Source organism: Streptomyces sp. NPDC006798 (assembly GCF_040635975.1).
Lineage (GTDB): Bacteria > Actinomycetota > Actinomycetes > Streptomycetales > Streptomycetaceae > Streptomyces.
This window is the reverse complement of sequence record NZ_JBEYIS010000065.1, coordinates 1-22,923: the sequence shown is the minus strand read 5'-3', so window position 1 is coordinate 22,923 and position 22,923 is coordinate 1. Positions and strand designations below refer to the sequence as shown.

General features: G+C 73.0%; 16 protein-coding genes. 6 read left to right on the top strand and 10 right to left on the bottom strand.

The window, feature by feature from the left end; translation table 11 throughout:
* Window positions 1-64: 64 nt before the first annotated feature.
* From ABZ714_RS30585 to ABZ714_RS30570, 4 genes are all read right to left on the bottom strand, one after another.
* Window positions 65-1,078, bottom strand: coding sequence for a hypothetical protein (locus tag ABZ714_RS30585; RefSeq protein WP_358828615.1), 1,014 nt, complete (start codon window positions 1,076-1,078; stop codon window positions 65-67).
* On the bottom strand, window positions 1,072-1,914 hold the full coding sequence (locus tag ABZ714_RS30580) for an FTR1 family protein (protein ID WP_358828614.1): 843 nt from the start codon (window positions 1,912-1,914) through the stop codon (window positions 1,072-1,074). The genes ABZ714_RS30585 and ABZ714_RS30580 overlap by 7 nt, the downstream gene beginning before the upstream one ends.
* 139 nt (window positions 1,915-2,053) lie before the next feature.
* Window positions 2,054-3,070, bottom strand: a complete 1,017-nt coding sequence (locus tag ABZ714_RS30575; protein ID WP_358828613.1) for a transcriptional regulator — start codon at window positions 3,068-3,070, stop codon at window positions 2,054-2,056.
* A 98-nt stretch (window positions 3,071-3,168) separates the two neighbouring features.
* Window positions 3,169-4,350 carry a helix-turn-helix transcriptional regulator gene (locus ABZ714_RS30570; RefSeq protein WP_358828612.1) on the bottom strand — a complete coding sequence of 394 codons (1,182 nt, stop codon included), beginning with the start codon at window positions 4,348-4,350 and terminating at the stop codon, window positions 3,169-3,171.
* A 382-nt stretch (window positions 4,351-4,732) separates the two neighbouring features.
* Between ABZ714_RS30570 and ABZ714_RS30565 the strand changes: the two genes are divergently transcribed.
* Together ABZ714_RS30565 and ABZ714_RS30560 are read left to right on the top strand one after the other, a co-directional pair.
* A complete protein-coding gene (locus tag ABZ714_RS30565) occupies window positions 4,733-5,239 on the top strand; it encodes a hypothetical protein (RefSeq protein WP_358828611.1) in 507 nt (168 codons plus the stop codon).
* A 52-nt stretch (window positions 5,240-5,291) separates the two neighbouring features.
* Window positions 5,292-5,834 (top strand): GNAT family protein, encoded by a 543-nt coding sequence (locus tag ABZ714_RS30560; protein WP_358828610.1) that lies wholly within the window; start codon window positions 5,292-5,294, stop codon window positions 5,832-5,834.
* Between the two features lie 6 nt (window positions 5,835-5,840).
* Here ABZ714_RS30560 and ABZ714_RS30555 read toward each other — a convergent pair whose 3' ends face one another.
* The 3 genes from ABZ714_RS30555 to ABZ714_RS30545 are packed head-to-tail and all read right to left on the bottom strand — an operon-like array spanning window position 5,841 to window position 14,156.
* Window positions 5,841-6,995 carry a hypothetical protein gene (locus tag ABZ714_RS30555; protein ID WP_358828609.1) on the bottom strand — a complete coding sequence of 385 codons (1,155 nt, stop codon included), beginning with the start codon at window positions 6,993-6,995 and terminating at the stop codon, window positions 5,841-5,843.
* 33 nt (window positions 6,996-7,028) lie between these two features.
* A complete protein-coding gene (locus ABZ714_RS30550; protein ID WP_358828608.1) occupies window positions 7,029-11,039 on the bottom strand; it encodes a hypothetical protein in 4,011 nt (1,336 codons plus the stop codon).
* Window positions 11,040-11,090: 51 nt separating this feature from the next.
* Window positions 11,091-14,156, bottom strand: a complete 3,066-nt coding sequence (locus tag ABZ714_RS30545) for a hypothetical protein (RefSeq protein ID WP_358828607.1) — start codon at window positions 14,154-14,156, stop codon at window positions 11,091-11,093.
* Between the two features lie 282 nt (window positions 14,157-14,438).
* Between ABZ714_RS30545 and ABZ714_RS30540 the strand changes: the two genes are divergently transcribed.
* Window positions 14,439-15,083, top strand: coding sequence for a DUF1326 domain-containing protein (locus tag ABZ714_RS30540; protein ID WP_358828606.1), 645 nt, complete (start codon window positions 14,439-14,441; stop codon window positions 15,081-15,083).
* A gap of 122 nt (window positions 15,084-15,205) precedes the next feature.
* On the opposite strand, the gene ABZ714_RS30535 is transcribed toward ABZ714_RS30540, so the two are convergent.
* From ABZ714_RS30535 to ABZ714_RS30525, 3 genes are read right to left on the bottom strand one after another with little or no spacing between them, the layout of a single operon-like run.
* Complete coding sequence (locus tag ABZ714_RS30535) at window positions 15,206-16,078, bottom strand: heme ABC transporter ATP-binding protein (protein ID WP_358828605.1); 873 nt, start codon at window positions 16,076-16,078, stop codon at window positions 15,206-15,208.
* Complete coding sequence (locus ABZ714_RS30530; RefSeq protein ID WP_358828626.1) at window positions 16,075-17,154, bottom strand: iron ABC transporter permease; 1,080 nt, start codon at window positions 17,152-17,154, stop codon at window positions 16,075-16,077. Before ABZ714_RS30530 ends, ABZ714_RS30535 begins: the two co-directional genes overlap by 4 nt.
* A 23-nt stretch (window positions 17,155-17,177) precedes the next feature.
* Window positions 17,178-18,212: an ABC transporter substrate-binding protein gene (locus ABZ714_RS30525; protein WP_358828604.1), complete on the bottom strand. Its 1,035-nt coding sequence runs from the start codon at window positions 18,210-18,212 to the stop codon at window positions 17,178-17,180.
* A 317-nt stretch (window positions 18,213-18,529) separates the two neighbouring features.
* Here ABZ714_RS30525 and ABZ714_RS30520 point away from each other — a divergent pair, with 317 nt between their 5' ends.
* The 3 genes from ABZ714_RS30520 (at window position 18,530) to ABZ714_RS30510 (ending at window position 22,844) form a co-directional block, all read left to right on the top strand.
* Window positions 18,530-19,978 (top strand): HtaA domain-containing protein, encoded by a 1,449-nt coding sequence (locus ABZ714_RS30520; RefSeq protein WP_358828603.1) that lies wholly within the window; start codon window positions 18,530-18,532, stop codon window positions 19,976-19,978.
* Window positions 19,979-20,032: 54 nt separating this feature from the next.
* Window positions 20,033-21,796: an HtaA domain-containing protein gene (locus tag ABZ714_RS30515; RefSeq protein WP_358828602.1), complete on the top strand. Its 1,764-nt coding sequence runs from the start codon at window positions 20,033-20,035 to the stop codon at window positions 21,794-21,796.
* Between the two features lie 265 nt (window positions 21,797-22,061).
* Window positions 22,062-22,844, top strand: coding sequence for a PhzF family phenazine biosynthesis protein (locus tag ABZ714_RS30510; RefSeq protein ID WP_358828601.1), 783 nt, complete (start codon window positions 22,062-22,064; stop codon window positions 22,842-22,844).
* The last annotated feature ends 79 nt before the right edge of the window (window positions 22,845-22,923 follow it).

Here is a 22,923-nt window from a genome sequence, read left to right as displayed (position 1 = left end):
TCCTCCGCACGCCGAACCCGCGCGGCCCGAGCGCCCCCGCACGGTCCCGTACGGCTCCGTGAGGTCAGGCGCCCTTCGCGGTGGTGAGGCCCACCAGCCGCCCCAGGATCTCCAGCTTCGCCGCGCCGCCGCCCGCCGCCGGGACGAGCGTCGCCTGCGCCGACACCCGCTCCTTGGTGACCGAATTCTTCACCACACCCGTCAGCAGCGGCTTCACATCCGGATGGACCGGAATCCGCACCCCGGCCGCCGAGGTCTGCCGTTCATAGGTCCGTATGGTGAAGAAGGCCAGCGCGCCGCCGTTCTCGGTGGCGAAGGCGAGCGGGGCGAAGTCACCCGTGTCCAGCGGCTGGTCGATCCACTGCGTCGATATCCCCGGCGAATTGGTCGTCCGCCGCCGGGCGTCCCGCCAGCCCGAGCTGTGCGGCCCGTCCGTGAAGACCGGGGGAGTACCCGACTGCATGAAGGACGAGTACGTCTTCGGCAGCTCCGCCGGACGGGCCGCCAGCTTCTCCGTCGTCGCCGGAAGTATCTCCACGAAACCGTCGGAGTCCTTCTTCAGCTTCGGCACCCGGGCCGCGGGCACCACATTCAGATAGTTGACCTTCCAGACGTCCGCCGGTCCGCCGCGCAGAAACACCAGCAGCCACCGCTCGTCGCCCGGCCCGCCGTCCTGGTCCCGGCCGGGATCCGCGTCCGCGAGGAAGTACCGGGGCCAGCCCGCCTTCTTCGGGATCGCGTACGAGACGTCCGAAAGCTCCAGCGGTACATGCCGGGGGTTGCCGTCCGGGAAGGTCACCCCCCGCGACTTCATCCCGGCCTGATTGACCGCACCCAGCGCGCCGGTGATGTGCCCCGCGTCGAGCGTCGGATCGTACGCCTTGTCGGCGGCGTTGAAGGCGGCGACGAACTCCTTCAGCGCCTCCGCCGCCTCGGCCTCGGTGGCGTTGGGGACCAGCTCGCGTTCCCCGTGCACGGTCACACAGCCACCGGCGGTCAGCGCCAGTACCACCGCGATCCCCGTACCGGTCGCCCCACGGCCCGCGCGCCGCCGTCCCACCCGAATCCGCCTCACCATCGCCCGTCTTTCCCTCGGCCCCCGTGCCCCCCGACTGAACGACCGAACTTTATCGGGGCGAGTACGAGAAGGACCGCGGGGATCAGGTACAGGAACCAGACGGTGACCTGGAAGGTGTTGGGCGCGTACTGGAAACCGAGCAGCCCCGTGAGCACCGTGCCGTACCAACTGTCGGGCGGTATCTCCGCATAGACGCTGTACACCGGCTCCCCGGTGCCCCCGAGCACATCGGCGACCTGAAGATTTCCGACGGCATGCGCGAGCATCCCGGCCGCGTTGACGGCCAGCAGGCCGTAGGCCACGGCGGAGAACCACCGGTCGGGCCGGATCCGCAGCAATATCTGGAAGAGCAGTATCCCCACCACGGTGGCCGTGGAAAGGCCCAGCACGATCTCCACGAGCGGCTGGAGGCTGGCGCCCTCCCCGGTCGCCGCCCGGGCCGTCGCCGTCAGGAACTGGGCGGGCAGCAGCCCGCCCTGCGCCACCGCGAACACGGCCGTGGCCACCACCACCCCCGTGTACACACCCCGGCGGGACGGCTCGTACCCCCGCGCCCGCGCGCGAAGGGTCTCGTACACCGCCCAGCTCAGCACCGCGGCGGCCAGCAGCGACAGCACCCCGATCAGAAACGTCTGCCCCTTGAGCGTCGGATACCGGGACCCCTCTTCGAAAAGGGACTCCACGACGATCAGTACCGCCAGCGCGCCGAACACACCTATCAGCGCCGGCCGGACCAGATCCCCGCGCCCCACCCTGAATGCCCCGGCGAGCATGGGAGCCAGGACCCCAACGACCGTGAGCCCGATGTACAGACCGAACAGAAACGTACCGTCCATGACGGAACGACCGCCCTTCCCCCTGATGCGCCCCGCGGTCCGGCGAAGCACGTGCGGTGACAGTAGCCCGGGTCCGGCGAAGACACCGGGGCCTGTGGACAACCACCTTTCCTCGGGACCGGATCCGCCGATGGTGTCCCTACGCCGCCGTCAGATACCGGGCGCGCTCGTTGAAGTCCGCGACCAGCGGGTGCCGCCCGAAGGGCACCATCCGGCGCTGTACGTCCCCGACCGCCTCCATACACCGGGACGACCGCACTCGCCGTGTCAGTTCCAGGGTCCTCAGGCCGGTCGCGTGGGCCGCTTCCAGATCACCGTTCCGGAGCTGCGCCACCGCCAGCGCGGCATGCGACATCGCGCCACGACGGGCCCGGTTCTGCGCCCGGGCGTGCGCGATGGACTCCCGGGCGTGCTCGGCGCTCTCCGCCGCGTGGTCGAGATCGCGGAAGGCCGTCGCGTACTCCCCGTGCAGATAAGCCGCGTCGATGAACCGGGCCCACTCCGGTTCCCGCTCCCGATCGAGCCGCTCGAAGGCCCGCTCCGACGCCCCGACCGCCCGCACGGCCCCGGCCCGGTCCCCGAGCACGGCCAGCGCCCGGGCCTCCAGGGCCCACAGATCGGCGAGACAGGCGAACGATTCGCTCCCCTTCAGCCCCTGGCGCCCCGCCTGTGCCAGCCTGCGTCCCCCATCGGGATCGCCGAGCACGGTGGTCTGATCGGCCATCCCCGCCAGCACATGCGCGCCCAGCCGGACGTCCCCGGACTCCTCCGCGAGCCGCAGCGCCTGAATGAGATACCGCTGCGCGGTGCCGTGCTCACCCGAATCGAAGGCCATCCACCCCAGCAGATACGTCTGCTCGGACGCCGCCCCGGAGAGCGCGCGCCGTACGTCGTCGGAGTGCGCCCGCCGGAGCAGCGGAAACACCCGTTCGTTCATGTACCGGGTGAGCAGCAGACGACCACTGCCGCCGCCGCGCATCACATCGATCTCCTGGAACCGTCCGAACACGCTGCGGACGTCGGTCACATCCTCCAGCCGCACCTGACTCCCGCCGACGGGTTCCTGTTCGAGCGTCTGCAACAGCCAGTCACGCGAAGGCCCGACGCCCGAGGCCGCGACGAACGGCGACGCGGCGAGAAACTTCCTGCGGTCCATGTCCGCTCCCTGAGATCAGGTGGTTCACCGATTTCGAGGTCGCACGCCGACGGGCCTGCCCCGACCGCGGAGGTGTCCGAGATCGGCCGCGGCGCCCTTCAGAGCTTGACGCCGGACAGCTTCGCGAGGCGGAGCAGCCGGGGATTGCTCCGCCGGTGCAGGGACGCCACCACCCGCAGGACCTCTCGCCCCATGGGGTTCAGGCGTGCCATCTGCGGGGCGGCTTCGTACGCGGCGCCGAGGCTCGCCAGCGCGCCGTCGCGGTCACCGGTGTCGACCTGGGCACGGGCGATGTCGATGCGGGTCGCGGCGGTACGTGTGGGGGTGAGCCGGGCGAGTACGGGATCGATACCGTCGGCGAGGGTGAGCGCGTCCCGGGGCGTGCCCAGGTCCAGCCGGGTGGCCAGGACATGGGTCGCCGTGTTCGAGGGACCGAAGAGCATTCCGACCCGGTTCCACTCCGCGCCCAGTTCCTCCGAGACCCGCCAGGCCGAGGCGATATGGCGCTCGGCCTCGCGCCTGCCCTCCTTCTTGTCGGGCAGCCGTCCGGCGAGGGTCATCCCCCGGAGGTTGAGCACCCCCACGGCGAAGGCCCGCTCCTGCCCCGACAGCCCTGCCTCGGCGGTCGCGACGGCCCGGTCCACGAGGGACAGGCCGCCCTCGTAGTCACCGCCGTTGAGATAGGCCCCGGCCCGGTCCCGCGCGGCGACGGCCACACCCAGAGGGGTCGCCTTCTGCTCCACGGCCCACCGCTGCCGGGTGACGGCCAGCTCCGCCATGTCCATCCAGCGGTGCCGGGCCGCGACCCAGTAGACGGCGCTGTAGGCCTCCGCGAGCGCCATCCAGCCCGCCGCCGTGTTGACCGCGTACGCATGCGCCGTGGCGTCCCGCAACAGACCGGGCAGCATCCGCAGCAGCCCCCGGACCTCGAAGCCGTCCCGGTACTGCCCGACCAACTCCAGCCCGGCGCCGATCCGCCCCTCGGCCACCGGATCCCGGCCCGGGAGGTCGTAGTCCCGCAGCGCCGATCGCAGCGCGGACAGGGACTCCTCCCCGTCCCGCTCCACCCGGGCCCGGCCCAGCAGCCCGGCCAGGCTCAGACCCATGGCTCTGGCGACGGCCGACGCGGTCGCATGGGTGAGGGTCCGGTCACCCACCTCGACCTTCGAGAGCAAGGACACGGACACATTCGCCTTGCGGGCCAGCTTGATCTGTGACCAGCCACGCTCCTTGCGGAGCGCGGCCAGATTCGCCCCAGGCGGCTGATCACTGGTGCTCATGGGTCTCAGTCTGCCCCAGGAAGTCCCGTTCGATCCCGCGATCCCGGTCATTTCGGCCGGGAGTCGATCCGGCGTGCATGAGATGTGCAAGGCCCCCTGTGGGCCGGGGTCGTTGACTCGATGACGGAGGAAGTACCTCCACATTGTCGGGTAAATCAGGACAGGGGGCGTGATGAAGGCAACCGGGGCTGTCCGCCGACCGGACTCGGCGTTGGACGAGATTCGTGGGGCGTTGGACGTCTTGGGGTGTTGGCGGGTGCGGGAGTGGTCGGTGGTGGTGCGGTTGGCGGGGCGGGTGGGGCCTTTGGTGCGGGGTGCGGTGATGTCTTCGGTCGTCAGGGACGCCCTGCCCGGGTATACGCGGGCCGCGTTGGGGTGGTGTGTGGCGGACAGCCGTGCGCTGGGGCGGGCGTGGCCGCATGCGGACCGGGCGGAGGAGTACGGGCCCCGGGTCGCGGGTCTGGGGATGGATGTGGCGTATTTCGCCGGGCTCTGTGATCCGGTGGGGGCGGGGCGGTGGGCGGAGGCGGATCCGGACCGTACGGAGAATGCCGAGGCGGCTGTCGGGTTACTGGACCGGTGGGCGGGGCTTCCGGCGGCCTGGCGGGCGGCCGTGCTGCGGGAGGCTCATTACGGTGCCAGGACCCGGGGGCGGCTGGCCTTCGGTGAGGCCGTCGCGTTGGCCGCGGCGTACGCGGGGAAGGGCGCTCCGCCGCCGATGCCGGGGTATGCGGAGTTGCGGGGTGTCGACGCGCCTGAGCTGGCGCGGCGGATTCTGCGGCTGCCCCTCGACTGGCGGGTGGAAGCCTTCCGGCGGATCGCCGCCGGGGCGGACCCCGTGATCGTGGAGGCCGACGCCCGCCGGGCGATCCGTACCACCGTCACCTAGCCGCCCCGGATATCGGTTGCCTGCGACCGTCCCGGCCGGATAAGAAGCTGACATGCTCAAAGGTGCCAAGGTAGGGCTGCGGGCCCGCCATGAGGAAGACATCCCGGTCCTGCTGGCCGAGTTGTACAACGACGTGGTCAACGGCTCGCGGTCCGAGGGATCGCCGTGGCGGCCGCTCGTGCCCGGGACGAAGGACCCTCGGCTCGTGGGCGACGACTCGGACGACAAGTGCGTCCGGTTCTCCGTCGTGGAGCTGGAGGGCGGCAACCTGGTCGGGACCGCGACGTTCTGGGGGATCGACACCCACAGCCGGTCCGCGCATATCGGGATCGGGCTGCTGCCGGAGGCCCGCGGCAAGGGCTACGGGACCGATGTCGTCGCGGTCCTCTGCCACTACGGGTTCACCGTCCGCGGGCTGCACCGGTTGCAGATCGAGACGCTGGCGGACAATACCGCGATGCTGCGCTCCGCCGAACGCAACGGCTTCGTCCGCGAGGGCGTGCTGCGCTCTTCGGCCTGGGTGCTGGGCGAGTTCCTGGACGAGGTGCTGCTGGGGCTCCTCGCCCAGGACTGGAAGCCGGACCGGGACGCGTAGCCCCGCTCAGCTCTCCCTCGGCAGCCCCCCGTGCGCATGGGCGCCCGCCCAGATCGCGTCGCCCGGGAAGTCGACGTCGTAGCCGAGCAGGCCGCCGAGGAGCGCGTCACACGTCGCCCGGCCCGAGGGGTCCGTGGTGATCCGGCAGCGTTCCCGGCCGCCCGAGGTGAAGATCAGGAGGCGGCCGGGGAGCGGGCGGCCGGTCGCCGTGTCGGTGAGGGTGGCGGTCGCCCGGCTGAGGGAGACCGGGCCCGCGCGGAGCGTGCTCCCCAGCGGGGTGGCCGGGGTCATCCGGAGGGTCGCGGCGACCGTGGCGTCGTCCTGGGCAGCGTCGCGGGACCAGAGGAGCAGCAGTCCGGAGTCGGGGCCGCCGGTGGTGGCGCGGCAGTTCGAGGCCGGGCTGCTGATGTCGCGGGCCGGGTCGGTGACATAGCCGCCGATGGGGGCGAAGACGGCCTCCGGGAGACAGACGTACTGGATCCGGTCGGGGACGGCCCCGGGGTGGGCGGTGCCGGAGACGGCGACCGCGAGGGTCGGGGCGTCGGGGTGGGCGTACCGGTCGGCGACGGCGAGATCGCCGGTGGGGCGGTCGAACGTCTCCTCGGTGGAGTGCACCGGGTCGAAGGGGCGGTACGGCGCCCCGGCCGCGCCGAGCTGGACGACGGGCCCGTCGTCCCCGGCGATCGCGGTGTCCCAGAGGTATTCGATCCGGAACCGGTGCCGGTCGGGGCGGCTGTCGGTGACCTTGGTGGTGACGGTGACCCGGGAGTCCGCGACCGTCGTGCCGCTGACCGCGACCCGCTGCTCCAGGTCGAAGGCGTCCGTGACGGACCACCTGGTCACGGATTCGGCGCCGTCCACCCGTACGGTCCGTACCGACGGGTCGAGGGAGACCTCGTCGGAGTGCGTGAGCAACTGCCCCTGGACGTAGACCCGTCCCGTGCCCAGGTCCGCGACCCGCAGAAAGCTGGTACCGGGCACGCCCCCGCCGTAGAGGACGTCCCGGCCCGGGCCCGCCGGGTTCCGCTCGCCGGTCAGTACGGTGAACTCACCGGCGCCGGGCCGCTCCCGGCCGTTGACGTACGCCTGGAAGATGTCGTTGCCGAAGCCGCCCGGTGGCAGCGCGGCTGCGGAGGTCCCGCTGGAGGTGGAGGTGGTCATCTCGGTCCTTCGGGTGGTACGGCCAAGGGCTGTTCAGATCTCGACGGCGTCGGCGTACACCAGACGGCTCCCGGCCGTCGGCAGCACCTCCCGCTCCTCGACCAGCAGCCGCAGGGGCGGTCCGCCGGGCGGCGCGGGCAGGGTGACGGCGGCGCTCCACTGGCCGGTGCCGCCCGGGACCGGCGGCAGCGGTGTCTCGGCGGCGGTACGCCAGCCCAGCGCGCCCGACTGCCCCGGTTCGGCGGTCTGGACCAGCAGGGTGAGGCGGGCGCCGCGCGCCGGGTCGCCCGCGTACGTCGGCCCGGAGACGGTGACGGTGGCCCGGGCCGGGTCCTCGGCGGCGAACGACACGGACAGGGTGCGATCCGGGTTGAGCTGGGCGAACTGGGCGAGTGCGAGGGGTGACAGTTCGAGGCCGGTCAGGGAGTGCCGCTGGTAGCGGGCGAACGCGAAGCGGAGGAAGGGGCGGTGGGCCGGGTCGGGCACCATCGTGAGGTCGCAGTACCAGAGCCGGCGCCGTTCGTCGTAGCCGACGGCGTGCGCGGCGACGGCGGCCTTCGGCAGCTCCGGTACGGTCTCCGACTCGGCGAGGAGGAGTCCGGTCGCGGTCCGGGTGGCGCGGGGGAACTCGGCGGTGCCGGGCGCGGGGGTGGTGGGTGCGGAGGCGTAGAGGGGGTCCTGGCCGCGCAGGGTGATCCAGGGGCGCAGGGCGGGCGGCGGCGCGCCGTCGGGGGAGAGGACGACACCGAGTTCCTCGCCGTCGCCGGAGGAGTACCAGGGGCGGCGGAGATAGACCCGGAGTCCGTCGCCGCGCCGGGTGCTGGTGATCCCGCTGTCGTCCTGGGCGCGCTCCCAGCCGAAGGTGGGGACGAGGTAGGCGATGTCGGGCGCGGTGGGCCGGGCGGAGGAGCGGACGTCGACCACGACGGGCCGCTGGGCCTCGGTGTTGGTCCGGGTCACCGGGCCGGTGACGAAGCCCGCCTCGACGGTGGCGCCGTCGGGGATCGCCGAGCCGGGGCCGGAGCGCCGGATCGTCCCGGCGGCGAGGTCGGCGACGTAGTCGGTGTCGGCGTACTCCCGGCCGTCGGTGGGGTCGATCACGGTGAGGGTGTTGGAGGCGATCTCGCGGGGGGAGATCACCGAGGGTTCGACTCCGGTCAGTACGGTCCGCCGGGTCTCGGTGAAGAACTCGCCGAACCGGGTGGAGGCCACGGCGGTGTAGGTGACCGTGCGGTGCAGGGTGTCGTGGAACTCGTGCCGGGCGTCGAGCCGCAGCCGGTCGCCGTCGGGGTCGGCCGGGGCGGTGGCGAGGGTGATGAGATGGGCCCGGCCGGTCCGGACGACGGGCGCGGGGTCGACGGGCGCGTCGCCCGGTTCGGTCCAGTCGGCGCTGATGTCGACCTGGGCGGTACTGGTCCGGTCGAGGCGGAGGACGTCCACGATCCGGGCGGAGGTGTCGCCGGGGACCCGGACGGCGAGCGGTTTGCCGAAGACCGGGGGCGCGATCGGCTGCCGGACGGCGTGGACCAGCTTCAGCGGCCGGGTGGGGGTGAACTGCCAGAGCCGTCCCTGTGCGGCGAGCCGCCGCAGATCGGCGACGGTGGTGCCGGGCGGCGGGTTGAGACCGCTGTCGAGGAACCACCGCCAGATACCGAGGACGTCCAGGTCGGCCTCGTCGATCCGGGCGGAGCAGAACACGTCGGCGATCCGGCCCGGCGGCAGCCGGACGGTGAGGACCCGGCGTACGGAGTCGTACGCGGGGCCGCCGGTGCCGTGCTCCAGGCGGAGGGTGAAGGGGGCCCGGCGCGGCCAGGAGAACCGGTCGTCGAAGGCGACGGGGAACACCTCGCCGGGCGGCAGCCCCGGCAGGCCGTGGAAGGCGGCGCCGCGGGCGAGGACGTCCGGCAGATAGGGGACTTCCAGCGGGGCGCGTTCGTAGTACGGGGTGTCGCCCCAGCCGCCGGGGTCCTCCGTACCGCCGGTGAATCCGGCCGTGTCGCGGCGCACGATGTCGCTGTACGCGAGCCGGTCCAGGCCGCCGGGGTTCACCGGGGTGGGCGTCACGTCGTACATGCCGTGCCGCTCGGCGACGGCCGGGCTGGTCCGGCGGGGGACGATCCGGCGCTCGCAGATCCCGTCGGCCGGGTCGTCGTAGTTGCCCCTGATCACCAGCAGGCCGAGGGATTCGCCCTGGGTGCGGGGCGCGGCGGGCAGCAGATCGGGCGAGCCGACGGGCTCGAAGCGGAGATGGCGGACGAGCCGGGTGGCGGTGCCGAAGTCGTCGGCGGCGGGGTCGTCCGGACCGGGGCCGTTGCCGGTGACGTCGACGATCCGGGCCCGGAAGCGGTAGCCGCGGCCGTAGCGGAGCTTGGGCAGTCCGCGGGCCCGGAAGGAGGTGCGCAGTCGGACGGGTCCGGTGGGGTCGGAGTCGGGTCCGACGGTGACCTCTTCCCCGTTCACGGTACGGGTGATGCTGCCGGGGCGGCCCGCGGCGAGGCTGTAGCCGTCCCAGGCGAAGATCGACTCATGGAGGTAGATCGTGGGGTCGTCGTCGGCGGACGTGGTGTGCGCGAGGTGGACGGTGCCCTCGTCGCGGGCCTCGAAGCGGAGTTCGCCGCAGTCGTAGACGCCGTCGCGGCGGCAGAGGGAGTGCCAGCGGCGGGTCACGTCGTCCCAGACGTCGACCCGGATGCCGTACTCCAGCTCCTCGGCGCCGAAGGGTTCGCCGGCCAGGAGGGAGGGCGCCGCGGCGGCCCGGAAGGTGGCCTGTGTCAGCCGGTCGTGCAGATCCCTGGCCCGGCCGCGCTGCACCACGCCGATACTGTCGGCGCGGTGGCTGGGCAGCGGGGCAGGTTCGGCGCCGGGGTCGGCGGCGATCGGGAGTCCGGCGTCGGGGGGTACGGCGGGGGCGCCGGAGAAGGCGTCGTTGCGGTCGAGGAGCTTCCGGCCGAAGCCGGAGAGGGCGTCCGCGGTGCCGTCCGCGTCGACCTCGACCACCTCGAACCGGTCGGAGTCCAGCCGTAGCAGCCCGTCCCCGGCCAGGTCTCCGGCTGGTTTCGCGGCGAAGCGGGTGGCGGTCAGGGTGGCGTTGACCGCGGGCAGTACGGCCTCGTACGGCCCGGCGGGGGCCAGCGGCGGCCACTCGACCCGCAGGGTGACGGGCACCGGGTCCCCGGCGGCCGGCACCCCGGGCGCCCCGGCCTCGACGGTGAGGTCGACGACCAGCCCGAGGGCCCGCTGGAGCGCCGGGTACTGGGCGACGGCGCCGAGCGCTGCATGGAAGTCGACGGTGTCGCCGTCGGCGAGCCGGAGCGTATGGGCGGTGAGATCGCCGCCGCCCGGCGAGGGGTTGTCCGACGCCCGGCGGTCGTGGAACTGGCTGGCCAGCAGGAAGTCGATCTGGGCGGCGGAGAAGTACTCGAACGGCGAGTCGGGGTCCTCCAGTCGGCCGCCGAGGAAGTAGCCGTCCCTGGCGAGGGCGTCGGCGATCAGCGTTCGGGCGCGGGCGAGCCGGGCCGGGGGGATGGGGATGTCCGTGACGAGGTCCGGCTGGGGTGGTCCGCCGTTCCGGTCGCCGTCGCGGGCACCGTTCCGGTCGCCGTTCGGGCCGGCGCCGCGCAGCCCGGGGCCCCGGGAGGCCATCGCGTTGACGCTGAGCGGCGCGGTGGCGTTGAACGCCATGGCGGCGGCGTGTTCGGCGCGGGCCAGGTTACGGGCGCTGACGGGCGGCCAGGACCGGATGGGCGGTACGGTCGCCGCCGCGAGGGCCGCCGCCCGCACGGTGACGGGGGTGGTGGCGGGGAAGAGCTGCCGCCACAGATCGAGCCGGGGCGCCGGGCCCGCGGCCGTGGCCGGGACGGCCGGTCCGGTGCCGAAGACCAGGGAGTAGCGGGGGCTCTGGGCGGGCCACTCCAGCCATTCGGGGTAGTCGGCGAGGGTCGGCCCCGGCCCCGCGAGCCGGGGCGAGACGAGGACGGAAAGCCTGAGCCGGCCGCCCGCGCGCCCGGCCGGTACCGGGGTCCAGACGATGCGTGAGGCTGCCATGGGACGGTCTCCTCGGACGGAGTGGTGGAACGGAGGGGCGGGCCGGATACGTCAGCCCGCGAAGGCCGCGCAGTACTGCTCCCAGTCCTGGCGGGACATCAGATCGCCGAACGAGGTGGGCTCGTCCTCGGGGGCGACGGCCCGGGCGCCCCGGCCCCCGGTGAGCGACTGGTCGGGGATGCTGCCCTTGAGGTTGTAGAAGAACTCCAGGGCCACGGAGACATGGAAGAAGAGGATGTCGATGGAGACGGTGAGCCGGACGTGCGCGGTCACCGCCGTCTCCCCGCCCAGCTCGCGGTACTGGAGGTCGGCGTAGAACTCGGCGGTGATGCTGATCAGCCCGAGGACGCTCAGCCGTCCGGTGGCCCGGACGTAGCCGCGGAGCAGGACCTCGTCCTTGGAGTTCTCGACCTCGTCCTCGCCCCGCTCCAGCTTGAAGTAGATGCCGATGGCGATCCGGGCGAGGCCGGTGGCGACCTGGGCGAAGTCGAAGGCGAGGGTGTACGTGGCCTCCAGGGCGCCCTCGATCTTCTCCATCCGCCGCTCGCTCACCTCGATGGTGAGGAAGCCGCCGCCGCCGAAGCCGTAGACGGTGACATTGAACTTCTCGTCCTCGCGGGCGAAGCCGAAGGCGGCCCTGACCGGCTTCTTCTCGAACGGGACGACGATCCCGGCGGAGAGGACGCAGTTGGTGACCCGTAGGACGGGCCCCATCTTGATGTCCTCCAGGCCGAAGGTGACCCCTACCCGGACCTCGGTATAGGTGATCTCCAGATAGGTCTTCAGCTTGAGGCCGAAGATGCTGACGCCCTTGAAGGCGTCGCCGATGTAGTCCTGGAAGACGCCGACGAAGGAGAGCGGGCCGTAGAACCTGACCGCGTCGACACCGGGTTTGAAGGACGGCCCGCCGTCGTGGTCGAAGCTGAACGTGAAGTCCTTGAAGACGACACCGATGAACTGGAGTCCCGGGGTCGCCGTCATCAGCCTCAGCTCGAAGAGCGAGATCCGGCCGGAGGCGGTGTTGGTGTTGGTGCCCTCGGCGTAGCTCACCTCGTTGAGGATCTTCAGATCGAGCCGGGCCCGGTTGTTGCCGACCAGGGCCCGGAACGGCCCGGCGTCGACCAGGGGGGTGGTGAACTCGATGGTCATCCGGTGCCCGGCCGGCTTCTTGTCGGTATTGGGGATCCCGGTACTGGGGTTCTTCGGGTACAGGGTCTCCTTCTTGATCCTCGGCGCGAACTCGGTCCCTCCCGCGTTGTCCGGCAGTACGTTCGCCAGCAGCGTGGCCCCGAAGAGCACGGCCCGGTTCAGCTGGTCCCTGATGTTGAAGTAGCTCTTCCCGGTGATCTCCCCCTCGTCGCGGAGCCGGTCGACGGTCTCGGCGTTCCCGCCGACCGCGCCGATCGCCCGTGACACCCCGCCGCAGTCGAGGTTCGGCGTCCAGATGCCGCCGATACCGCTGTTGTTGAGGAGGAGCCGCTGCACCGGCCGGTCCTCGCCCGAGGCGAGGGACGCCACCGAGTCGCGGACCCGGACGTAGACCTCGCCCGGGTTCCCGGTGAAGGCGTCCCGCAGATACCGCTCGTCGTAGCCGAGGACGACCGGGGCCCCGGGTCCGTAGAAGGCGTCCAGGGTCGAGAGCCGGGCCTCGGCGGCCAGCATGCGGGGGAAGAACAGGGGGCTGTCGGGGCGCGGGGCGGGCTCGCCCGGCGGCCCCTGGAGGCCCCAGAAGACCCGCTGCGTGGGATGGGTCGCGGTGCCCGGATCGACCTCGGCGGTATAGCCGAGTTCCTGTCCGGCCAGGTCCACCGACCGCCGGGGGTCCGGCGCGTCGCCGGTAATCCGGTCGAATCCGCCGTACGCGTCGATCAGCTCCCGCAGCACCGTACCGGGGCGGGGGATCCGGACGGCCACGTCGTGCGGGACGAACCCCAGGGGCGCGGTGAACCGCTGCTCCCGGCCCGCCTGGTCGGTGCCCCGCAGGACGAACGCGACATCGGCGCCGGTCTCGACGGACTGGATCCAGAACCCGTGCTCCGGCCGCCCGGCCAGCAGCGGTTCGGGGCTTTGGGGCAGTACCGGCGGTACGGGACCCTCGATCGCGATCCGGGTGAAGGGCAGCGACCGGCCCCCGAACGGCAGCCCGTACGCCCCCGGGTACTCCTTCACCGGCTCGGTGATCCGGACGAACCGCCGCTGTTCCAGATAGGCGACCCCGGTGGTGGCGTCGAAGGTCCGCTTGGTCTCGGTGAAGAGCAGGGCCCGGTGGCCGTACGGGATCAGGAAGCCGTACTGCTCCAGGATCACCTTGTTGTCCCGGCCCTGCCAGGCGTGGTGCTCCCAGTGCTTGAGGTTGAGCCCCGGGGTGACGGTCGGCTCCCAGCGGCCGTCCAGATCGAGGGTGGCCCCGGTGGCGCTCAGGGCGAGCAGCGCCGCGTCCACGGGCGCGGCGTCCGGCTCGGGCGGGTTGGTGAGGGTGATCAGCTGGCGGTAGTCGAAGCCCTCGGGGTTGAGCGCGCCGAAGAGCCTGGCCTCCTGGGGGTTCGCCGGGTCGTCGGCGGCCACCACGCGAACGGTGGGGAGGGAGAACGGGGCGGGGCGGCCCGTGGGGCCCCGGGCGGCGAGCCGGGTGTGCCACAGCTCGGTCCGGCCGTCGTGCTCCACCGGGGTCTCCGAGTGGTCCCAGGTCGCGTACGGCTCCGGGGTCAGATGCAGCCAGTCCACCACCAGCAGATCCGTGTCCAGGGTGTCCGGCCGCCCGGCGCCGGGCACCACCCGCATCACCCACTGCCACCAGCGCAGCAGCCCGGCCTCGGTGTACGGGATCGTCTTCACGGTCCCGGGGACGACGAACGCGATCCGGCTCGGCCCCACCGTCCGGGCGGCGATCGACCCGGGCGCGGGCCGGTCCGGCTCGTTCTCGTAGACGGTCTGCTCGGTGACGTGCTGGGACTCGAAGCCGACGACCACGAGACAGGGCAAAGCCGGGTCGATCCGGATCAGTCGCGGAGGGTCGGAGCCCGGATCGGGGCGGAGGTTGTGGAAGGCGAAGTCGATCACCAGCATGTCCTGGGGCCGTACGAGCCGTACGCTCGCCGCCGGAACGGGTGCAGTCATGCCCGACCTCCGAACTGTCGCGGTATTTCAGGTATACGGGAGAGCCGCTTCCGGGCGAATCCGCCGAACGGATTACCCGCGGTGCCCGCGACCGAGGCCGCTGAAACGTCACGCCAGTCGGCGACTCCGTCCGAAGTGCCCCGCCCCGCCAGGTCAGTTGAGCCGCCGTGGCGACATACCCATACCCCCTTAGGGTATTTGACACCGTGCCGGGCCGCGAACTAATCTCGCGTCAGTTCGATACCCCGCCGGGGTATCTGCTCCACTGGAGAGGGGAACCGTATGACCGCGACGGACTGGCACCTCAAGGGCGAGTGGTTCGATGTCTGCAGCTGCTCGATGCCCTGCCCCTGCACCTTCGCCCAGTCGCCGACCGACGGCTGCTGCCGCTTCACCCTCGTCTGGCAGATCCACGAGGGGTACTTCCGGGACGTCCGCCTCGACGGCCTCGGCGTGGTCGCGCTCGGCGAGTTCTCCGGCAATATGTGGGTCGACGACCCCGACGCCACGATGAAGGTGATGTTCTACATCGACGCCAAGGGCACTCAGGAGCAGCGGGACGCCCTGGAGGAGCTGTTCCGGGGCAATGTCGGCGGCTGGCCCGGCAAGTTCGGCTCCCTCATCAGCGAGGTGCGCGCGGTGACCTACGCGCCGATCGTCTTCGACGCCGCCGAGGACCTCGCCTACTGGCGCGCCTCCGTCGCCGACAAGGTGAACGTGGGCGCCGAGGCGCTCACCGGACCCACCGCCGACCCGAACCGCCGGGTCCAGCTGATCAACGCCCCCGGTGCCGAGGTCGGACCGGGCCAGGTCGCGACCTGGGGCGTGGTGAGCGACGACCACGCCGAGGGCTTCGACTTCTCCGCCGAGTACCGGGGCGGCTCCAGCAAGCACTTCCCGTTCGACTGGCGGCCCGACGCCTCCTGAATCACCGCACGCGTCACGGGGGACGACACGAAGGAGGCCGGTCCGCGCCAATCGGACCGGCCTCCGGCCGTGAGCCTACGGCCCGGTGAACCGGGAGGCCGAAGCCCCCCGGGGCCCGGATGTCACAGGTGTTCCGTACGCTCGGGGCGCACGAGTCGGTCCGGGCGTTGGGGCAGGACCACCGGAACTCCCGTCCGGGGATGCGGGAAGACCTCCACCGGCTGCCGGTAGACCCGGCTCAGCGCCGCCGCGTCCAGCACCTGAGCCGGAGGCCCGTCGGCCGCCACCCGGCCCCGGTCGAGGATCGCGATCCGGTCCGCGTACGCCGCCGCCAGACCCAGATCGTGCAGCACGACCACCACCGCGTCCCCGCTCGCCGCCCGCTCCCGGCAGATCCGCAGCACCAGCTCCTGATGGCGCAGATCGAGCGCCGCCGTCGGCTCGTCGAGCAGCAGCAGCGACGTCCGCTGCGCCAGCACCCGGGCGAGCGCCACCCGGGCCCGCTCACCACCGGAGAGGTCCGCGAACGACCGCTCCGCGAACGGCTCGGTCTCCGTCAGCCGCAGCGCCTCGGCCACGGCCGCGTCGTCCTCGTCCGCGCGTACGGTCCCCGCCCACGGCGCCCGGCCCATCCGGACCACCTCCGCCACCGGGAACGGGAACGACAGCGCCGACGACTGGGGGAGTACCGCCCGGCGCAGCGCCAGCTCCCGGGGAACCCACTCCCCGGCCGGGCGGCCCGCGATCCGGACCGTGCCCGCCGAGGGCACCAGATCCGCCGCCAGCGCCGCGAACAGGGTCGACTTGCCCGCCCCGTTGGGGCCCACCAGGGCCAGCACCTCACCCGAGCGGGCCGCCAGATCGACGCCCGCCAGCACCTCGCGCCCGCCGAGCCGGATCCGTACCCCGGCCGCCTCGGCCAGGACGGCGCCCCGCTCGGGACGGGCGGGCGGCTCCCGGTCCCGTACCGTCAGACCCGCGAAGAGCGATCTCATGCCCAGCCCCCCTGCCTGCGACGGGTCCTGCGGAGCAGCCAGAAGAAGAACGGGCTGCCGAAGAGCGCGGTCAGCACCCCGAGCGGCAGCTCGGCGGGCTCCGCCACGGTACGGGCCGCCAGATCGCCCGCCGCCAGCATCAGCGCGCCGCCGAGCGCGCTGCCGGGGACGAGGAACCGGTGCCCGGGGCCGTTCGCCATCCGCAGCAGATGCGGTACGAGCAGCCCCACGAAGGTGATGATCCCGGCGACGGCGACCGCGGCGGCCGTCAGCAGGGCCACCACCAGGATCAGGGTGATCCGCATCCGTTCGACGTCCACACCCAGATGCCGGGCGGGCCGCTCGCCCAGGGCCAGCAGATCCAGCCTGCGGGCGTAGAGCGGCGCCACCAGCAGCCCGGCCAGGGTGCACGGCAGTACCGCGAGCACCTTGGGCCAGGTCGCCTGGGAGAGGGAGCCGAGCTGCCAGAAGGTGATCTGGGTGATCTGCGCGTTGTCGGCGAAGAAGACGAAGAGCCCGATCAGGGCGCCCGCGAAGGCGTTGACGGCGACCCCGGTGAGGATCAGCGTGACGACCTCGGTCCGGCCGCCCGAGCGGGACATCGCGTAGACCAGGAAGACGGTCAGCAGCCCGGCCGCGAAGGCGAAGACCGTCACCGTCCAGTTGCCGAAGAGGGTCAGCCCGAGCGCGATCGAGGCGACCGCGCCGACCGCCGCGCCCGCCGAGATGCCGATGATGCCCGGCTCGGCCAGCGGATTGCCGAACACGCCCTGCATCAGGGCCCCGGCGCAGCCCAGCGACGCGCCGACCAGCAGCGCGAGGACGACCCGGGGCAGCCGGACGTTCCACAGCACGCTCTCGCCGACCCGGTCGAGCGGCTGCCCGCCGAGCCCCAGCTTGTGCTGCACCGACGCCAGTACGTCCCCCAGGGGGATGTCGTACGCGCCGTATCCGGCGGACACCAGGGCCACCGTGAACAGCGCGCCCAGCAGCCCGGCGGTGAGCAGCCAGGTGGTGGAGCGGCGGCCCTTCGGCGGGGCGGATTCCTTCGCCGGTTCCTTCGCCGGTTCCACCACCGGGGCCGACTTGGTCACGGTGGTCACGCGCCGGTCCCCTTGCCGCCGTCCCCGCCGCGCGATCCGCCGTACAACTGGTCGACCAGCGACTTCAGTACCAGATCGGTCCGGGGGCCGTAGTTGAGGAGTACGCCGTCGTCGACCGAGACCACCCGCCGGTCCATCCCGGCCGGGGTCTGCGCCACCCCGGGGATCTTGATCAGCCCGTCGACCCCGTCGACGGAGGCCAGGCCCTTGGACATCACCAGGATCGCGTCCGGCGCGGCCTTCGCCAGCGCCTCACTGGTGATCGCGGTGAAGTCCTTGGAGAGCCCCGACTCCTTGCCGGCGTCGACCGCGCCCGCCGCCTCCAGCAGGGACGACGCCCCCGAGTCGGCGCCGCCGATGAGATAGACGGAGGCCGTGCCGCGCAGATAGAGGAACGCGACCCGGGGCTTCTCGCCGTCCTTCCCCGGCGCCGGAATGGTCTTCCGGACGGCCTCGATCCGCGACTCGGTCCGCCGCACCAGCCCGTCCCCGGCCGCCGGGACGCCGAGCGCCGCGGCGACGGCCTCGATCCGGGGCCGTACGTCCGCCAGGGACTTCGCGGTCTCCACCGTGATCAGGGCGATCCCGGCGTCCCGGATCTGGTCGATCGCCTCGGCGGGTCCGGTGTTGGTGTCGGCGATCACCAGGGTCGGCTTCAGGGAGAGCACGCTCTCGGCCGAGACCGCGTGGCCCCGGGTCACCACCGGCAGCCGCTTCGCCTGCTCGAAGGTGGCGGTGACATCGCGGGCCACCACCCGGTCGCCGAGGCCGAGGGTGTAGACGATCTCGCTCAACGAGCCGGAGAGCGGCACGATCCGCTCCACCGAGGAGACGGTGACCCGGCGGCCGTCGGCCGACGGAACCGTCACCGGCAGCTTCGGCCGGGCGGTCCCGGCCAGCGGCTCCACCCGGTCGGCGGGGGCCGACCCCGGCTTCCCGGCCGCCCCCTCCGGGGCCGTCGTACCACCGCCGCCGCAGCCGGTCGCCACCACGGCGACGACGAGGGCGAGCGCGGCGATCGCCGTACGCACCAAGGGGTTTCTGCGGTCCGATGGCACCGGGGGCACCGTCCTGTTCCTGTCGCGGCCTTGCCTGCTGGATCCTGCCGGCCCCGGGATCGGTCACCCGCCGTCCGGACCGGAACCGGTGCCGGACGGGGGCTACCCGTGGGAGCCGGGTTTAGCTTAGGTTAGCCTTACCTTGCTGGCCAGGGTGCGTCCCGGCTGACGCTCTGCCGCCATCCGGCCCGGCAGGCTCCTTCCCCCGCCCGCGCCCGCGGCGCGACGGGAGATCGTTTTCCATCGCGTGCCGCCACCGGGCGGACGCCACCGCCCCAGGAGGGTTCTCCATGCCGCCGTACCGATCGGCCCGGGCATTCGCCGCCGTGCTGCTCGCGGCCCTGCTCGGGGCGCTGGTCCCGGCCGGAGCCGCCCAGGCCGCCGAACGCACGGTCCAGGGCGGCAGACTCGACTGGGGACTCAAGTCCTCATTCCTGACCTATGTCACCGGACCCATCGCCCAGGGGAACTACCGGCTGACCTCCGGCGCCGCCACCGTCGGCGGCAACCAGTTCCGGTTCCACTCCGCACAGGGCTCCTACGACCCCGGCACCGGCGCCTTCGAGGCCCGCTTCACCGGCGGCGCCCACTTCACCGGACACCGCAAGCCCGACGGCAGCCATGAACTCGACCTCTCCGTCAGCCGTCCGACCGTCAAGGTCTCCGGCGGCCGGGGCACCCTCCACCTCGATCTGGTCAGCAAGGCGCGCGGCACCGGCGAGGTGACCCGCTCCACCCAGATGGCCTTCGCCACCCTCGACCTCTCCGGCGTCGACATGCGCGGCGGGCGCGGCCCGATCCGGCTCGACACCGTCCCGGCCGCGCTCACCGCCCAGGGCGCCACCGCCTTCGCCGGGTTCTACCCGGCGGGCACCCCGCTCGACCCGGTCAGCCTCAGCGTCGATCTGACCGCGCCCCGCCCGGCCGGTTCGGCCCCCGCGCCCAAGCCCTCCCCGAGCGCCACGCCGGAAGGGCAGTCCGCCGCCGGGGCGGTGCAGGACGCCGCCGTCGACTGGGGCGTGCGGCGCACCTTCCGGGAGTACGTGACCGGCTCCGTCTCCCAGGGCAAGTGGACCCTCTCCGGCGGCGCCCGGGACGGCGGCGCCCTCTTCCGCTTCCCGCAGGGCAAGGGCGCGTACGACGCGAAGAAGCAGAGCCTCGACGCCGCCTTCGCCGGATCGGTCCGGTTCACCGGAGCCCATCTCGACCTCACCCTCACCAAGGTCACCGCGAAGATCAGCGGTGGCAGGGGCACGCTCAGCGCCGATGTCGTCAACGGCACCACCACGACCCGGGCCGTGCCCCTGATCACCTTCCCCGCCGCGGACTTCGTCCCCAAGAACGGTCTCGCCGTACTGACCGAGGTCCCCGCGACCCTCACCGAGGGCGGCTCGAAGGCGTTCGGCGGGATGTACAAGGCGGGTACCTCGATGGACCCCGTCTCCCTCGCCGTCGCCGTGGACGCGGCCGCCGTCGCGAAGCTTCCGGCCCTGCCCGATCTGGGCAGCGGACCGACCGCCGCGGCCACGCCCTCCGCCACCGCCACCCCGTCCGCCGCGGCGTCCGACGCCCCGGCACCGGCCGCGTCGGCCGCCGACTCCGGCCCCTCGGCCGGTGTCCTCGTCGCCGTCGGCGCGGGTCTCCTGGCCGTGGCCCTGGCGATCGGCTGCCACCTCGTCCGCCGCAAGCGCGCGACGGCGGCCGACGCCGCCCCCGCCGCCCCTGCCGCCACGGACTGAATCCCACCCCACCCCCCTTTTCTCGCACCCCCGAACAGCAGGAGCAGAACCCTCATGTCAGCCATGTCAGCCATGTCAGCAACGAGGCGACGCCGACTGGCCGTGGCCGCCGCGTCCGCCACCGCGGTCGCGCTCGGCGCCACCGCCCTGAGCCTCCCCGCCTTCGCCGCGGACACCACCCGCCCGGCGGCGGACGGCGCCGCGGCCCCGGCCGCGATCCCGCTGAAGAACGGCGTGCTGGACTGGGGCTTCAAGCAGAAGTTCCGCGACTACGTCACCGATACCGCCAAGGGCTCGATCAAGGTCACCGACGGAGCCCGGCAGGCCGACGGCAACGGCCCGTTCGCCTTCACCGAGGGCACCGGCACCTACGGCATGACGACGAAGGCCGTCACCACGTCCTTCCGGGGCGGGGTCACCTTCGACGCCACCGGGCACCGGTTCGCGATCGCCCTCACCGACATCAAGTTCCGCAGCGACCGGACCACGGGCGCCATCACCGCCGATGTCACCTTCAACCAGCAGGCGGTGCGGCAGGACGTCGAGATCGCCGCCCTCGATCTGAAGGACGTCAAGCCCGGCAAGGGGCCCGGCGGCGCGATGGTCTTCGGGGACATCCCGGCGAAGCTGACCGCCGAGGGCTCCAAGGCGTTCAACGAGATGTACCCGGCGGGCGAGGCGCTCGACCCGGTGACGCTCACCGTGACCCCGGACATGGGCGGCTCCGGCACGGGCGGCGGCTCTGGTTCCGGTTCCGGTTCCGGTGGTACGGGCTCCGCCAACGGCGGCGGCAACGCTACCGGCGGATCGGGCACCCACGGCACCGGCGGCTCCGGCGCGGGCGGTACCGGCAACGGCACCGGCTCCAACGGGACGAACGGCACGGGCGGCACGGGCGGCGCCAACGGCACCGGCGGTACCAATGGAACCGGCGGCTCCGGAACCACCGGAGGCACCGGCACGGGCACGGGCAGCGAATCCACCACCGACCAGGGCGCCGTTGTGGACGGCAATCTCGACTGGGGTGTGAAGGCCAGCTTCCGCGAGTACGTGACCACCGGCTACGCGCAGGGCCGGATCGAGGTCTCCGGCGGCACCGCCACCACCGCCAACGGCTACCGCTTCCCCAAGGGCACCGGCACCTTCGACGCCGCGGGCGCGTCCCTCGAGGCGTCCTTCGGCGGCGCCGTCCGCTTTATCGGCCACACGGACCCCGAGACCGGCGTGGACCTGCTGGATCTGCGGCTCAGTGACCTCCAGGTCCGGATCGACGGCACCAAGGGCACGCTGCTCGCCGATGTCTCCACCAAGGACAAGGGCACCAAGAAGGTCGTCAAGTACGACGATCTCGGGATCGCGTCGCTCACCGTGCCCGCGGGCGCCCTGAAGGCGCAGAACGAGATCGTCCGGCTGACCGGGGTCCCGGCCGTGCTCACGGCCGACGGAGCGAAGGCGTTCAGCGGGATGTACAAGGCGGGCCTGGGCCTCGACCCGGTGACCCTCGCGGTCTCCCTCGACAAGTCGGCCCAGCTGCCCGGTGATACCTCGGCGGGCGCCTCCAGCGGCGGTTCGACCGGCGGTACGACGGGCGGGGCGACCACCGGCGGTACGACCGGAGGCGTCACCGGCGGCACCACGGGCGGTACGACCGGCGGCACCGTGGGCGGTGGCTCGGTCGGCGGTTCCACCGGCGGCTCCCTCGCCAGCACCGGCGCCGGACTCCCCGCCGCGGGGCTGTTCGCCGCCGCGGGCGGTGTCGTGGCCGCGGGCGCGGGCGCGGTGTTCCTGGCCCGCCGCCGTCAGCGGGCCGGATCCTGACCCGCTGACTCCCCTGACTCTCTGACTCCTTCCCTGATACCGCTGACCCGCCACGGCGACGGCGGTACGGCGGACGGCCCCGACAGGCCGCCCCGTACCGCCGTCGCCTTCGTACGGCTTCGTTCTGATTCCTTCCGGCCTCGCGCCCGCGTACGGCGACAACCGGCCAGGGGCGCCCCATTGATTCGGCCAGCCGTGGTGTGGCGTTGGTGACGGATTCGCCGGCGCGGACCCGTGCACGGGCCACCGGTGCTTCAATGCCCGGGTGAATGAACGCCAACAGCTCGACGTCCTGCGCGTCTTCTGTGCCCCCGACGGGCGACACGGCAGCGCCCTGTCCGTCGTACGCGATCCCCGCCCCTACCGCGACCCGGCGGCCCGCCGGGAACTGGCGGAGGGGTCCGGCGGGTCCGGTGGCGGCGGCGACACCGTCTTCGTCGACGACCCGGAACGCGGCGTACTGGATCTGCACACCCCCGGCGGACGGCTCCCCTTCGCCCCGCACGCCCTCGTCGGCGCGGCCTGGCTGCTCGACCTGGAGGAGCTGAACCCGCCGTCCGGACCCGTCTGGGCCCGGGGCGACGGGGAGTTCAGCTGGATCACCGTACGGGCCGCCTGGGCCCCGCCGTACGTACTGGAGCGGTATGCCACCCCGGCCGAGGTCGAGGCGCTGCCCGTACCGCCGCCCGGCGGCACCGCCCGCTACGCCTGGGCCTGGGACGACGAGGCGGCGGGCCGGGTCCGGGCCAGGGCCTTCCCGGCCGCCCCCTCGGGAGCCGGGCCCGGGGCCGCCGCGACCGGGCCCGCCGAGGACGAGGCGAGCGGCGGCGGCGCGCTGCTGCTGACGGACCGCCTGGGCCGGGCCCTCAACATCACCCAGGGCGCGGGCTCGCAGATCCTCACCGCCCCGGGACCCGACGGCGAGGTCGAGATCGGCGGCCGGGTACGGCTGGTCTCCCAGGCGCCGGTGCTCGCCCTCGTACCGCCGCCCGCCGAGGTGCCCGCCCGGCGGCTCAGCGTCGCGACGGCGCTCCGGCTGATGAGCTGACCCGGGCCGACCGGGAAGCGGTCGCGAAACAGCCGCGAAACGGCCGGAGGGCCGGGGATCCGCGATGGATCCCCGGCCC